Annotated in this window: 12 protein-coding genes and 1 pseudogene; 4 read left to right on the plus strand and 9 right to left on the minus strand. The window is 67.4% G+C overall.

Annotated elements, in window-relative coordinates; all coding sequences use genetic code 11:
- Nucleotides 1-50: 50 nt before the first annotated feature.
- From V9K99_RS29175 to V9K99_RS29195, 5 genes are all read right to left on the minus strand, one after another.
- The gene (locus tag V9K99_RS29175) at nt 51-902 is read right to left on the minus strand and encodes a peptidylprolyl isomerase (RefSeq protein ID WP_337005006.1); all 852 of its coding nucleotides are present in this window, start codon (nt 900-902) and stop codon (nt 51-53) included.
- 197 nt (nt 903-1,099) lie between these two features.
- Nucleotides 1,100-1,771: an SMI1/KNR4 family protein gene (locus V9K99_RS29180; RefSeq protein ID WP_337005007.1), complete on the minus strand. Its 672-nt coding sequence runs from the start codon at nt 1,769-1,771 to the stop codon at nt 1,100-1,102.
- Between the two features lie 69 nt (nt 1,772-1,840).
- Entirely contained in the window at nt 1,841-3,196 is a 1,356-nt protein-coding gene (locus V9K99_RS29185) for a serine hydrolase domain-containing protein (RefSeq protein WP_337005009.1), read from the minus strand.
- A 174-nt stretch (nt 3,197-3,370) separates the two neighbouring features.
- Nucleotides 3,371-4,084, minus strand: coding sequence for a DUF2306 domain-containing protein (locus V9K99_RS29190; RefSeq protein ID WP_337005011.1), 714 nt, complete (start codon nt 4,082-4,084; stop codon nt 3,371-3,373).
- On the minus strand, nt 4,081-4,761 hold the full coding sequence (locus tag V9K99_RS29195; RefSeq protein WP_337005012.1) for a hypothetical protein: 681 nt from the start codon (nt 4,759-4,761) through the stop codon (nt 4,081-4,083). Before V9K99_RS29195 ends, V9K99_RS29190 begins: the two co-directional genes overlap by 4 nt.
- 149 nt (nt 4,762-4,910) lie before the next feature.
- Between V9K99_RS29195 and V9K99_RS29200 the strand changes: the two genes are divergently transcribed.
- The gene (locus V9K99_RS29200) at nt 4,911-5,609 is read left to right on the plus strand and encodes a TetR/AcrR family transcriptional regulator C-terminal domain-containing protein (protein WP_337005014.1); all 699 of its coding nucleotides are present in this window, start codon (nt 4,911-4,913) and stop codon (nt 5,607-5,609) included.
- Nucleotides 5,610-5,996: 387 nt separating this feature from the next.
- Here V9K99_RS29200 and V9K99_RS29205 read toward each other — a convergent pair whose 3' ends face one another.
- Both V9K99_RS29205 and V9K99_RS29210 read right to left on the minus strand, forming a co-directional pair.
- Nucleotides 5,997-7,778, minus strand: a complete 1,782-nt coding sequence (locus tag V9K99_RS29205) for an acetyl/propionyl/methylcrotonyl-CoA carboxylase subunit alpha (protein ID WP_337005016.1) — start codon at nt 7,776-7,778, stop codon at nt 5,997-5,999.
- Nucleotides 7,779-7,842: 64 nt separating this feature from the next.
- The gene (locus V9K99_RS29210) at nt 7,843-8,346 is read right to left on the minus strand and encodes a MarR family winged helix-turn-helix transcriptional regulator (protein ID WP_337005018.1); all 504 of its coding nucleotides are present in this window, start codon (nt 8,344-8,346) and stop codon (nt 7,843-7,845) included.
- Nucleotides 8,347-8,453: 107 nt separating this feature from the next.
- Between V9K99_RS29210 and V9K99_RS29215 the strand changes: the two genes are divergently transcribed.
- On the plus strand, nt 8,454-8,897 hold the full coding sequence (locus V9K99_RS29215) for a DUF6069 family protein (protein WP_337005020.1): 444 nt from the start codon (nt 8,454-8,456) through the stop codon (nt 8,895-8,897).
- A gap of 15 nt (nt 8,898-8,912) precedes the next feature.
- Nucleotides 8,913-9,245, plus strand: a pseudogene (locus tag V9K99_RS29220) (SMP-30/gluconolactonase/LRE family protein).
- Here the strand turns inward: V9K99_RS29220 and V9K99_RS29225 are convergent.
- Nucleotides 9,246-10,736, minus strand: coding sequence for a three-helix bundle dimerization domain-containing protein (locus V9K99_RS29225; RefSeq protein ID WP_337005022.1), 1,491 nt, complete (start codon nt 10,734-10,736; stop codon nt 9,246-9,248).
- Nucleotides 10,737-10,920: 184 nt separating this feature from the next.
- Between V9K99_RS29225 and V9K99_RS29230 the strand changes: the two genes are divergently transcribed.
- Nucleotides 10,921-11,850, plus strand: a complete 930-nt coding sequence (locus tag V9K99_RS29230) for an SMP-30/gluconolactonase/LRE family protein (protein ID WP_337005024.1) — start codon at nt 10,921-10,923, stop codon at nt 11,848-11,850.
- Nucleotides 11,851-12,011: 161 nt separating this feature from the next.
- Here the strand turns inward: V9K99_RS29230 and V9K99_RS29235 are convergent, their stop codons facing one another.
- Nucleotides 12,012-13,451, minus strand: a complete 1,440-nt coding sequence (locus tag V9K99_RS29235; protein WP_337005026.1) for an Nramp family divalent metal transporter — start codon at nt 13,449-13,451, stop codon at nt 12,012-12,014.
- Nucleotides 13,452-13,463 lie beyond the last annotated feature (12 nt).

The raw sequence follows: 13,463 nt of genomic DNA on the forward strand, positions 1-13,463 counted from the left end.
GTCCGAAGAAGTGAGGCCTATAGCGCTCACTTCTTCGGACGTAACGCGGTTCAGGCTGCTGCGGTGGCTGTCTTGATTTCGACCGGAGTCAGCGGAGTGCCGTCGGTGGGGCCGTTGACGGGGGTGACGCCGGCCTCGGCGACCTTGTCGATCAGCTTCAGGCTGGGCTCGTCGATGGTGCCGAACGCGGTGAAGTTCGGGCTGAGACCGGACGCGTCGCCGTACACGATGAAGAACTGGCTACCGTTCGTGTTCGCCCCCGAGTTCGCCATCGCGATCACACCACGGCCGTACTTCAGCGTCGGGTAGACCTCGTCCGCGAAGCTGTACCCCGGCCCGCCGCTGCCGCTCCCGGTCGGATCGCCGCACTGCAGCACCTGCAGGCCCTCGCCGACCGTCAGCCGGTGACACTTCGTGTTGTCGTAGAACTTCTGCCCGACCAGGCTGAGGAAGCTCTTCACCGCACACGGTGCGAGCGAACTGTCCAGGGTCAGCTGGAGATCGCCGATCGAGGTGTTCAGGCTGACCTTCGGCGTACCCGAAGCCTTGGTCTTGCCGTCGGCCGGCGGGTTCACCTTCTTGGCGGCCGCCTCGGCGCCCTTCTTGTACGTACACGCCACCTCGGCCGGCAGCGGGGTCTCCCGCTTCGGCGCCGCCGCGAGCGCGGTCGGGATGCTCTTCGGCTTGTTGTCCGGACCGGCCGACGCCGGCAGTTCGTTCGCCGGCGTGTCGTCACCGTTGCCGAGCACCACGAAGACCCCCACCACGACCACGACCACCGCGGCGATTGCCGTGATCGTGATCGACAGGTTCCGCCGCTGCCGTCGCCGCTCCGCGGCCCGCTCGGCCTGCCGTTGAGCCTTCCGCGCCGCCAGCTGCTGCTGATGGGTCTTCTTGGACATGCAGAACCCTCCTCACGAATGCCTGCACGGAACCTACATCCTCAACCTGAGAACTGTCTGTTAATCCCGCCGAGAAACCCGCCCGGAAAGGACACGCCTCCGGCGTGGCTGTTCTGTCGGCCGCCTCCGGCGGCGCGCGCACCGGATCACGCGTCCACGCGATACGCGAGCAGACTGCCCTCGGCGCGTGTTCTGCCCTACCCGCTGCCTGTCATACCCTGCTCATCCAGCTCGACCAGGTTCCAGCGGAGGCGGCCGTCGTCGAGGTAGGGGTGCCAGGCGCGGGGCGCTGGAGACCACGGGTCGGCCGCGTGGTTTCTGCGCGCGTAGTCCTGGAGAGCGGGCTGGTCCAGGATCAGGGCGTCGGCGACGTCGGCGAGCATCTCGGTGATGCTCATCCAGCGCGGCGTACTGAAGCCACCTGCCGGGGCGTCGTACTGGCCGACGCAGCCGTACAGGTCTCCGTCGCGAAGGTCGACGAACAGTTCGACATCGGTCCCGGCGTCCCCGATCGGGAGGAACCCGTCCAGCCATTCGAAGGTGCGTGTGCCCGCCGGTTGCTGCTCGCCCGGTCGTGCCGAGTCGGCGCAGATCCCGCGCAGCATCTCCCGTCGACCGAGCATCTCCTCGCACATCATCGGGGTGTAGAAGACCGGCAGGATATTGCCGAAGCCGCCACGGGGCTTGATGCCGTTGTTGAGGTTGAGCCAGGCGAGCAGGTCGCTGGGCAGCCTGCGACCCATGCCGGCGCGCACGGCCGAGATACTGCTCCAAGGTGCGGGTGGCTGAAGCCGCTCGTACTCACCCGGCAGGTGTTCCGCCAGCCAATCGGTGATCGTTGCCCAGGACTCTGCGACCGAACGTTCCACGAGGGCATCTTTGTGCACCGGTTGACCACGACACGCCGGGGGTGGGTGAGCAAACGGTGCACAAAGTGGTCAGTTGGGGGTTCGGGTGAAGAGGCGGCCGGCTAGGTCTATGCCGGTGATGGTGCCGTTGGGGTTTCGGCTGAAGTAGCCGCGTTGGCCGGTGAGGCCGCCTTCGATGACTATGTACTCGTCCTCGGCGGGCAGGAAGCCGATCTCGGCGGCGGGGTAGTCCGGCGGCATCTCGACGTTCGAGGCGGCGCGGAGCTCCGGCTTGATGCCGACGGCGAGGGTGAGCCGGGAGCCGTCGGTGGTGACGTCCAGGTTCATCGCGTCGATCTCGTACCGGCCGGCCACCTCGCGTGCGCGCTGCTCGTCGTACGGGATCGGCTCGGGGTCGCGCTCGACCAGGCCGAGGTAGTGCTCGAGCGCCCAGCGAACGACCGCCTGGTTGAAGGAGTACCCGTCCGGTCCGGCGTTGGTGAGCGAGACGATGGCGAAGTCACGTTCCGGTACGACGAGCAGCTCGGCGAACTGCCCGTTGCCCGAGCCGCCGTGCCCGATCGTCCGGACACCGTCGACCTCGCGCCGGAACCAGCAGATGCCGAACCCGTCCCCGAGGGTGCTGGCTCGCAGCCCGACGGTCTCGTCCCGCATTCCGTGCAGCACCTCGGCCGGCATCAGACCGTCGCCGGTGCCGAGGTGGAACTTTGCCCAGCGCAACAAATCGCTCGTCGTCGAGACGACCCCGCCACCCGGGTTGTTGCCACGCTCACCGGCTCGGTTCGCCTTCCACGGCACCGCCGGCCGCAACGTCCCGTCCTCGTCGCGGTTGTGCCCGACGACGAACTTCCGGACGATCACGTCGTCCAGGTCGTAGACCGTGTTCGACAGCTCGAGCGGCTCCAGCAACAGCGCGGCGATGGCTGTCTCGAACGGGAGACCGGTGACGTTCTCGACGATCCGCCCAGCCAGGTTGTAGCCAGCTTGACTGTACGACGCCCGCGCACCGGGCGGAGCGATCAACGGCAATTCGGCCAGCCCGGCGACGAACCCGGCCAGCGAGTCGTCCTCGACATCAATCAGGTTCCAGTCGAATCCGGCGGTGTGGTTGAGCAGATTCAGCACGGTGATCCGCTCGGCGACGTCCCCGTCCTTCAGTTCGAGCTCCGGGACATACCGACGTACCGGCGCCGTCAGCTCGACCTTGCCCTCCGACACCAGCCGCATCAACGCAGTGGCCGTGAACGTCTTGCTCACCGACGCGACGTGGAACAGCGTCCGCTCGTCGACCGGCTGCGGGTTGTCGGCACTCGTCACGCCGTACGACGCGAACTTCTCCTCCCCACCGACGAGCACCCCGACCGCGACCCCGGGAATCCCGAACTCCTCCGCCTGCGCCGCCACGAACTCCGCCAGCTCCGCCATATCCCTCACCCTTCCTGATGACTTGAACTAAGTTCAGGAGGAGCCTACGACGGGACTTGAACTATGTGCAAGAGGTTTCCTGAACATAGTTCAACCCGAGGACGGGGGAGTTCGCGCCAGCGGTCTCCGCCGGTGCTGCGGGCGTAGTTGCGCCAGACGTACCGCCACGTCGCGTCAGGCTCGGGCTCGGCGGGATGTGGGGCGGCGGATGATCCATTCGGCGATGGCGGCGTTGATGATCCAGCCGGAGCTGACGGATAGGCCGGTGCTGAGGTCGGTGGTTCCGAAGAGGCCCTCGCCGATGCCTTGGGTGAAGACCTGGGTGCCTGCGGCCACGGCGAGGGCGTAGGCGCGGATCATCCAAGCGCGGTGGGCAGCGATGTCTCGGCGCCGGATGGCGGTGAATCCGAGGATGATGCTGGTCGCGACCGCGGATCCGGCGATCAGCCGCACGGTCCACAGCAGGTCGCCACCGGGCGCACCGGGGTAGAACAAGGTCATCCAGAGCCCGGAGCCTGCGACGACCAGACCGGCTCCGACGAGGACGCGGCCGGCTCGGCGGTGCCAGGTGCGGTGCTTGCGGCGTATCCGAGCGGAGAACTGGAATGATCCGACGATCGCGTACACCGCGGCGCCGACGACGTGCAGGACGAGGGGGACTGGCGACGCGTCGATGCGCGGGTTGGTGGGCAACACCTGTGGACCTCCCGCGAGCTCGAGCAGCCGGAGCGATCCAGCGACGAGCGGGAAGATGGTGAGCCCTAGTAGTGCGGCGGGAACCCGCCAGTTCGATCCCGTGGGCTCCGGGTGCGTCGGCGTACCGGCGTTCCGGGGACCCGGCCGGCGCCGTGACGCCGGACGGGTCCGAGCGGCGGCGTACTCGGTCATTCCGCAACCGCCGTGGTGGCGTGCGGGGCGCGAACCGCGGTCGGCTGCGTCGTGCGGGCCGTGCGCCACAGCGAGTACCCGAGGCCGATCATCGCGATGCCGTTCGGGTAGGCCAGGAGCCGGTAGAAGGCGTCCGGCATCAGGGCGAGCGCGGCGGAGACGACACCACCGACGGCGAGGAGCACGGTCGCCCAGCGGGCCAACACGCGTGCCCGGTACAGCGCGATACCGAAGACGAGGCCGCCGGCAAGGTAGCCGAAGCCCTGCACCTGCTGGGCGGTCTGCAGCGCCCCGATGTCACCGGTTGCGGAGCCGCCGGTGAAAGCGGCGATGACGTCGTTCACGTAGCCGGGGCTCGTCTCGGCGATCGACGGCAGGACGTAGGCGGAGACGAAGGTGGTGAACATGATGACGAGGTAGCCCAGCGTGAGGACCAGGTAGCCGACGAGTCCAAGGAGCCCGTTCCGGCGGACCTGACTCAGGTACATGCCGGTGAAGCCTGCCAACGCCAGCGCGACCATCAGGATCTTCAGCGTGTTCCGCAGTACGACTTCGGTCGTGGTGATGGAGGCGACGTCCACGTGCGGGTGGCCGATCTGGACGCCGATGAAGATCAGTCCCGCGGCGACGGCAGAGGCGCCGGCGGCCCGGGTCAGGGTGGTTGGCGTGATGGTCATGTCCGGCTCCTTGTTCCTGCTGGTCCGTGGCGGGTGCCTCGGGATGTTCAGAACGTACGGCGCGACGTTGTGACCGGGGATCACCACATGTGGTGACTGGCGATGTGAAATCTGGCTGCGCTGAACTAAGTTCAACTAAGCTGCCGGGTATGCCGAGGGACACGTTGACTGCGGATCAGATCGTCACTGCCGCCATCGCGCTGCTGGATGAGGAGGGGCTGGACGGGCTGAATATGCGGGCCCTGGGCAACAGACTCGAGTCTGCGGCGACCGCGATCTACTGGCATATCAAGACCAAGGACGAGCTGGTGCGGCTCGCGGGGGACGCGATCTGGGGTGAGATCGAATTGCCGGATCTCGAGGGCGCCGACTGGCGAGAAGCCGCGACCGCGATGGCCACCGGGTTGCACGAGATGCTGACGCGGCACCCGTGGTTCGGCCAGGCGCTGGGGAGCTATCTGATGTACGGGCCAGGCAAGTCGCGGTACGACGACCGCAGCCTGGAACTCTACGAGCAGGCGGGATTCTCCCCGGCCGACGCGGACCGGGCTGCCGCGACCGTGTTCATTTACGTCGCCGGCAGCGCCCTCGGATCAGCCGCGCACGTCTCGCTGACCCGACGGCTGAGCCGCTCCGGCCGCGACGCCGACAAGGCCCTCCAGGACACGGTCGAGCAGGCCAAGGCTGTCGCGATGGACTTCCCCAACCTCCGCAAACGCCTGGACACCACCGCCGCCGAACAGTACGCCGCCGCCCCCGACAGCACCTTCACCTTCGGCCTCCAAACCATCCTCACCGGCCTCGAATCCCGCCTCACCGAGTCCCCCATCTCTGGGGTTGCCCCCTGAGCCGGTGGGTTCACCTGCCCGCATGCGAGTGGGCAACCCCCAACCCGAGCGGGCAACCCTTGAGCTCGGGTTGCCCGACCCACACGCGATGGCCCCGCCGACCTGGCGACACGCGAGCCGGGGGCAACCCCCGAGTCGAGGGGTTAACCCCTCAGATGGTGGGTTTGCCTACCTGTATGCGAGGGGGCAACCCACCAGCTGAGGGGTTAACCCCTGAGATGAGCAGGCACCGGCCGCCCTGTGCAGGCGGCCGCAGTACCCGCCGCGGCAGCTGAACCCCGCCGCCGAAGTTGTCAGTCCGTGCGCGTATCACGGTGGCGCGCATTCAGATCGGCGCACGCCGCCGGAGGCGGCCAGAAGGACTGCCGCCGCGGAGCGGTGTGGTTGTCAGTCTTTGATTTCGCAGAGGATGGCGCCGGCGGTGACGGTGGTGCCTACTTCGGCGGTGAGGGCGGTGATGGTGCCGGACTTGTGGGCGTTGAGGGGTTGTTCCATCTTCATCGCCTCGAGGACGACGATCAGGTCGCCTTCGGCAACGGTTGCGCCTTCTTCGACGGCGATCTTGACGATGGTGCCCTGCATCGGTGACGTCAGCGAGTCGCCCGACGCCGCCGAACCCTTGCCGGAGCCGCCAGCCCGCCGCGTCGGCTTCTTCTTGCCGCCGGCCGCACCTCCGGCCGCGACCGTCGACGAGCCGAGACCGGCCGGCAGGACGACCTCGAGCCGTTTCCCGCCGACCTCGACGGTCACCTTCTCGCGTTCAACGGATTCGGCGGGCTCAACTCCCGGTCCGTCGTACGGCGGGATCTGGTTGTCGTACTCGGTTTCGATCCAGCGGGTGTGGACCTTGAAGCCGTCGTCGCCGACGAAGGCCGGGTCCGACACGACGGCGGCGTGGAACGGGATGACCGTCGGCATCCCCTCGACGACGAACTCGCGCAGCGCCCGGCGGGACCGCTCGAGCGCCTGGGTCCGGTCGCGGCCGGTCACGATCAGCTTCGCGACCAGCGAGTCGAACGCACCCGGCACCGTCTCGCCCTGGTCGTAGCCGCCGTCGAGCCGGACACCTGGACCGGAGGGCGCGTGCCAGCGGGTCAGCGTGCCCGGTGCAGGCAGGAATCCACGGCCGGCGTCCTCGGCGTTGATCCGGAACTCGATCGAGTGGCCCGACACGACCGGATCGTCGTACCCGAGCTCCTCGCCGTTGGCGATCCGGAACATCTCCCGGACCAAGTCCAGACCGGTGACCTCTTCCGAGACCGGGTGCTCGACCTGCAGCCGGGTGTTCACCTCGAGGAACGAGATCAGCCCGTCCTGTCCGACCAGGAACTCGCAGGTGCCGGCACCGACGTACCCGGCCTCACGCAGGATCGCCTTGGACGCCGAGTACAACGTCTCCATTTGCTCATCGGAGAGGAACGGAGCGGGCGCCTCCTCGACCAGCTTCTGGTAGCGGCGCTGCAGCGAGCAGTCCCGGGTGGAGACGACCACGACGTTGCCGTGGGCATCGGCCAGGCACTGGGTCTCGACGTGTCGCGGCTTGTCCAGGTAGCGCTCGACGAAGCACTCGCCCCGCCCGAAGGCGCTCACCGCTTCACGGGTCGCCGACTCGAACAGCTCCGGCACTTCCTCCAGTGTGCGGGCGACCTTCATGCCGCGGCCGCCACCGCCGTACGCCGCCTTGATCGCGATCGGCAGGCCGTACTGCTCGGCGAACGCAACCACATCGGAAGCGTCCGCGACCGGGTCCGGCGTGCCGGGGACCTGCGGGGCGCCCACCTTGTCGGCGATGTGCCGCGCCTTGACCTTGTCACCGAGGGAGTCGATCGCCGACGGCGGCGGGCCGATCCAGATCAGCCCGGCGTCGATCACGGCCTGGGCGAACTCGGCGTTCTCGGCCAGGAAGCCGTACCCCGGGTGTACGGCGTCCGCACCCGAGCGGGCCGCGACGTCGAGGATCTTGGCGATGTTCAGGTAGGAGTCGGCCGGTGTGGCGCCGTCCAGCGAGTACGCCTCGTCGGCGAGCCGGACGAACAGGGCGTCACGATCCTGCTCGGCGTACACGGCGACACTGCTCAGCCCCGCGTCGGCGGCGGCGCGGACGACCCGGACGGCGATCTCGCCCCGGTTGGCGACCAGCACCTTGGTGATCTGCTTGCTGTCGGACACAGCGACTCCCTTCGGCCAGCCCGAGTCTAGGGTCAAGCCGCCCCTTGGGGAGACAGGGCGTTTGTCACACCTTGCCCCGGATCGGCTTGTCTTCGATCGCCTTCCCCTGGATCCTGGCGCACTGCTCGGCCTCGTACGCCTTGGCCGCGGTCCACGCCTTGCCGAGCAGTTTCTCCAGCGTGTCGCGCTCGGACGGGGTGAGCGCCTGCAGGGGCGGCGAGTCGGTACCGCGGATGTCGTTCATCCGCTCGAGCATGGCCCGGCCCTCCGTCGTCACCACCAGCGTCTTCACCCGCCGGTCGTGCGGGTCGACCTGACGCTCGACCAGGCCGGCCTTCTCCAGCCGGTCGACGAACGGCGTCACGTTGGACGGGTCGCAGCCGAGCATCGAGGCGAGCGCGCGGGTCGGCACCGGGTGGTCGGGGTCCAGTTGCAGCAGGGACCGGGCCAGGGTGTCGGTCAGGCCGAGGTCGGCGGCGAAGCGCTGGTTGTAGTGCCGCGCCATCCACAGCGAGACGTCCATCACCTCCTGGGCGAGCCCGGCCAGTTGATCCCGTTCCGAAGCCATGGGGTGAGTTTACCCAAGGATCTCGATAGTTGACTTCCTCCAGCATCTGGTTGCAAGATTAATGGAGATTCTCCATTATTGATGATCTCCAGAGAATGAGGCTCCCGATGTCCGCAACAGCAGTCGCCCCCGTCCGCACCCGTCGTACCTCCCGAGCGGTCGCCGCCGGATTGGCCGCGGTCGGCGCGCTTCTCGTCTGGCTGGTCGCCGATCCACTGCTGGGCGTCGACTTCGAGGTGACCAGATCCGGTACGACGACAGTCGTCGGCCCGGGCATGGTGGTCTTCATGGCGCTCGGCGCCGGCCTGGTCGGCTGGGCGTTCCTGGCGCTGCTCGAGCGATTCACCGAGCGGGCTCGCCGGGTGTGGGTGATCACGGCGTCCGTCGTACTGCTGCTGTCGCTCGTGATGCCCTTCAATTCAGGCGAGATCGCCACGGACGCGAAGGTGTCCCTGCTGCTGATGCATGTGGTCGTCGGCGCGGTGCTGATCCCGCTCTACGCCCGTACGGCGGGCGGTCGCTCGAAGAAGGACTCGAGTACGACGACCTGATGCAGTGCGCGGAGGGTGGCCTGGAGGTCTCAGCTGTACGTCGTGGACACCCCGGCGAAGCACATCCGCCGCTTCGACGTGGACGGCGACAAGCTGCTCGGCGGCGAGGTGTTCGCACCTTGCGAGGCCGGGATGTTCGACGGCATCAGGCTGGACAGCGCCGGCCGGGTCTGGGCGGCGACACACGAAGGCGTCCACTGATTCGACCCGGACGGCACTCTGATCGGCAAGCTCCTGCTGCCCGACATCGTGTCCAACCTGTGCTTCGGCGGCCCCAAAGGCAACCGCCTCTTCATCACCGCGACCACCTCGGTCTGGTCGTGGTTGCTGACCGCGAACGGAGTTTGATCAGCGATAAGACTTGGAGACGGCGTCGAGGAGGTGTTCGAGGGTGTCGTAGGTGGGCGTGTCGACGACGTCGAGGACCTCTCTGGCCACCGGCACGTTCTGCCGGCTGACGACCTTGTCGAACTGGTCCGCGTCGGCCGTGCGGAACCCGTGCTCAGCCGCGAGCTGCTGAAGCTCCGGATCGGTGGTCAGCAACTGGCCGAGGTTCTCGCCCTCGGGGGTGAGCGACAGCAGCGTGTGCTTGGACTGCACGGTCGGCGACGGATACATCAGCACCATGCCGGGCTTGAGCTTCTTCTGTACGGCGGCGTCCACGAACTGCGCCTCGTAGATGCACACCATCGGCGTCTTGCCCATGCCGAGCGACAGATAGTCGTCGAAGGGTCCTTCGCTCGAGTTGTCGGTGTACCCCTGGTTGACGAACATCGGCGTGACGAACGGCAGCACCTTCTGCTCCGCCTCGGCGCCCTGCACCACCGTGTAGTTGTTGGCCACATAGCTGGCGATCGACAGGAACATCGCCGCCGAGTTGGAGGTCCGCGGATCGGTCGTGGTGACCAGGATGCGCTTGCCCACCGGGTACGTCGTGTTGCCGCGGATGTCGTCCCAGCGCAACTGGGCCCGGGCGATGTCGACGTACTTGCGGATATCGAACGTCCAGATGCCGTCGACCTGTTTCGCGATGCCCTTCGCCGAGAGCAGGTTGACGATCGGCTGGAAGGTCGCGATCGCCATCGGCGACGAGAAGACGGCGTACGTCTTGCCGGTGACGCCGGGCCGGTTGCCGCTCGGCTGCTGGATCCGCTCCGCCGCGACCGTGCTGGACGGGAACGCGAATTCGTAGTTCTTCAGGTCGACCGAGGTGGCGATCTGGCGGGAGCCGGCTGTGTCGACCTTCACCGCGAGGCCGTGCTTGGCCAGTGCGGCCTGGACGTCGGGATCGTCGAAGAAGGCGCGCTTCTCGGAGCCGATCACGCCGGAGATCGTGGTGAGGCCAGGCGTCGTCTGGGCCTGTACGTCGTTGCCGTTCCGGACGATCACGACGGTGGCGATGGTGGCGACGACGAGCACACCGGCGACGGCCGCCGGCAGCGCCATCCGCCGCCGCGACCAGTCGAACCCAGCGGCAGGCGGCGTACCGTCGCCGGCCGCACCGCCGTCGTCACCGGCCGCCGAGGTGTCACCGGCCGCCGAGGCGTCGGTGGGCGCGGGGTCTTCGGCTGTGGTTTGGACCGAGGCGGCTCTGGTCCACTTCGCCATCCGCTCGGACGGCGGTTCAGTCGGATCGGGGTCGGGTGCCAGTTCCTCGCGGACGATGCGCTCGACCAGGATCGGCACGTAGTCGCGGACCGGACGATCGGCGAACTTCTGGTGGGCCGTCTGTACGGCGGCCTCGATGTCGTCGGGGCTATGGAGGTCGGCGAAGGACTCGGTCAGCCTGCGGGTCAGGTTGAGGATGGCCTTGTCCTCGCGAACGGTGTCCAGCTTCAAGGGGATTTCTCCACATCGCAGTGGGTCGACTTCTCGGGCGGCGCCGGCTCGTCGAGTCCCCGTCCGGGCGCCACGCACATCGTTCCGTACCGAGAGGTCCATTCGCCGGTCTCTCGGCAGCACCCCGGTGCGGGAAGGAATAGGCTTCCCGGACGGACCTGCAGGCGAGTCATGAGGAGCGACGATGACGGGCATTCTCGAGCCGCTGGCCGGTACGGCGCCGGCTGTCTGGGAGAAGCTGGACGACCGGTTCGCCGGGATCCGTGGAGATCGGCTGCTGGAGCGGCTGTGGACCGGTGGACGGTGGGTGGAGGGACCGGTGTACTCACCGGCCGGCCGGTATCTGCTCTGGAGTGACATCCCGAACGACCGCATCCTGCGCTGGGACGAAACGTCGTACCAGGTCTCGATCTTCCGGCACCCGGCCGGGAACACGAACGGGCACACGCTCGACACCGAGGGCCGACTCGTCAGCTGTGAGCACGGAAACCGCCGGGTCACCCGGACCGAGCACCACGGTGCCGTCACCGTGCTTGCCTCCGAGTACGACGGGAAGCGGCTGAACAGCCCGAACGACGTGGTGGTCAAGCGCGACGGCTCGGTCTGGTTCACCGACCCGGCGTACGGGATCGACACCGACTACGAGGGGTACAAGGGTGAGATCGAGACGGGTGGTTGCCACGTCTACCGGGTCTCGCCGGATGGGGTGCTGACCCGGGTCGCCGACGACTTCGACCGGCCGAACGGGCTGGCCTTCTCGGTGGACGAATCGTTGCTCTACATCACCGATTCCGAAAAGGGGACGATCCGGGTCTTCGGGGTCGACGGCGACAAGCTGACCGGGGGCGAACTGTTCGCCGAGTGCGGCAACGGGATCTTCGACGGTATCCGGCTCGACAGCGAGGGCCGGATCTGGGCGTCAGCCGCCGACGGTGTCCACGTCTACCACCCGGACGGCACGCTGCTCGGCAAGCTCCTCGTCCCCGAGACCGTCTCCAACCTCACCTGGGGCGGCCCGAAGCGCAACCGCCTCTTCCTCACCGCCACCACCTCGATCTACTCCCTCTTCACCACCGTCAACGGCGCCCCCGGCCCCTACGGCCCACGCCGCTGACCTCGCCGTACGGCGGCCCGACCCCGCAGACCGCCGTACTCGCGCCGAAGGGGCCATTTGAGGAGGTAACCCCTCAAATGGCCCCTTCTTCCGTCGAAATCCGGCCGGAGAACCGGCAACTTCAGGGGATATCCCCTCAGATTGCCGGCGGCCGGTGTGGGTCAGAAGTTCTTCTTGACCTGGTCGATGACGGTGAAGACGGCGAGGAAGCCGAACGCCAGGAAGGAGAACAGCATGATCGCCGCGCGGAGCGGGCTGATGCGGATCGACTTCGGCAGGGCGTGCGAGTTCATCCACCAGAGCAGGCCGGAGTAGAAGAACATCATCGTGCCCGCGGTGCAGGCGGAGATCACCAGCAGGACCAGCGGCTGGGTCAGGCCGGCCAGCAGCACCAGGATGCCGAAGGCAACGAGTCCCCAGACCAGATAGAAGTACAGCTTGGACTCGCTCAGCTTCGACTCGCGCAGGTACCGCGCCTTGATCATGTCCGCGGTCAGCCGGGAGGTGTAGTCGACGATGCCGGCCGCGGCCGCGAACAGCGAGAACGCGCCGATCGCCCAGAACAGGTAGCCGAACCAGCCGCCGACCACGTTCTGCAGGGTGGTGCCCTCGATCTTCAGGAAGCTGATGTTGTTCTTGACTGCCGAGTCCCCGAACAGGGTCGCGTGCGCCAGCATCGAGGTGAACACAATGGTGACGATGGTGATCGCCACGAAGGTCAGCGCCTGCTCGAGGTTGGCGAACTTCCACCAACGCCGCCAGCGGGCCATGTTCGGTTCGTCGATGGTGAAGACGTAGCCGTTCGCAGTCGGGTCCGCCTCTTTCTCACCGGTGATCGGCGAGGTCAGCCGCGGCACGTGCACACCCATCCCGAATCCCTTGTCCCGGATCCAGTTGCTCTGCACCAGGTTCTGCCCGCCACCGGCACCGGCGTACGCGATCGCACCCATGATCAGCGCGAACCCGAGCTTGTCGGCCGGGAACTGCGGGTTTGTGACCGCGTCGCCGAGCGCGCTGTACGTCTTGCCCCGAATGGCGAACGCCAGCGCCAGTACGACGAGCAGCGCGACGGCGGCGATCTTGACGAAGATCAGCCGCTCGAGCATCACGTAGACGACCGGAGCGAAGGTCAGGATCAGGCCGATCGCGGCCAGGATGCCGATCGCGATCCAGCGTGGATCACCGGCTCCGAACAGATAGGTGAGCATCGACGCCGAACTGGTCGCCCAGCCGGGCCACATGTTCGCGAAGTACGTCATGATCGCGAAGAACAGGCCCCAGTGCTTCCAGTAGCGGTTGAAGCCGGTCAACGCTGTCTCACCAGTTGCCAGCGTGTACCGCTCGATCTCCATGTTCAGGAACCACTGGATGATCACGCCGATCAGGGCGCCCCAGAGGAACACCAGGCCGACCTGACTGGCGATATAAGGCCAGAGGATGAACTCGCCCGAGGCCAGGCCGACACCGGCGCCGACCATGCCTGGACCGATGATCTTCCAGGTCTGGGTGGGTGGTTCGGGTAGGTCGCGAACCTGCGGTCCGGGCAGGTTCTTTGTGGGCAACGCGAATCTGCCATGTTCACTGGTCGTGATTTCTGCCATGGGCTCCTCACT

The sequence above is a fragment of the Kribbella sp. CCNWLW201 genome, from assembly GCF_037203805.1.
GTDB lineage: Bacteria > Actinomycetota > Actinomycetes > Propionibacteriales > Kribbellaceae > Kribbella.

Coding starts and splice junctions, on each gene's coding strand:
- V9K99_RS29175 (WP_337005006.1), bottom strand. CDS start 902: ATGTCCAAGAAGACCCATCAGCAGCAGCTGGCGGCGCGGAAGGCTCAA.
- V9K99_RS29185 (WP_337005009.1), bottom strand. CDS start 3,196: ATGGCGGAGCTGGCGGAGTTCGTGGCGGCGCAGGCGGAGGAGTTCGGG.
- V9K99_RS29190 (WP_337005011.1), bottom strand. CDS start 4,084: ATGACCGAGTACGCCGCCGCTCGGACCCGTCCGGCGTCACGGCGCCGG.
- V9K99_RS29195 (WP_337005012.1), bottom strand. CDS start 4,761: ATGACCATCACGCCAACCACCCTGACCCGGGCCGCCGGCGCCTCTGCC.
- V9K99_RS29200 (WP_337005014.1), top strand. CDS start 4,911: ATGCCGAGGGACACGTTGACTGCGGATCAGATCGTCACTGCCGCCATC.
- V9K99_RS29210 (WP_337005018.1), bottom strand. CDS start 8,346: ATGGCTTCGGAACGGGATCAACTGGCCGGGCTCGCCCAGGAGGTGATG.
- V9K99_RS29215 (WP_337005020.1), top strand. CDS start 8,454: ATGTCCGCAACAGCAGTCGCCCCCGTCCGCACCCGTCGTACCTCCCGA.
- V9K99_RS29230 (WP_337005024.1), top strand. CDS start 10,921: ATGACGGGCATTCTCGAGCCGCTGGCCGGTACGGCGCCGGCTGTCTGG.
- V9K99_RS29235 (WP_337005026.1), bottom strand. CDS start 13,451: ATGGCAGAAATCACGACCAGTGAACATGGCAGATTCGCGTTGCCCACA.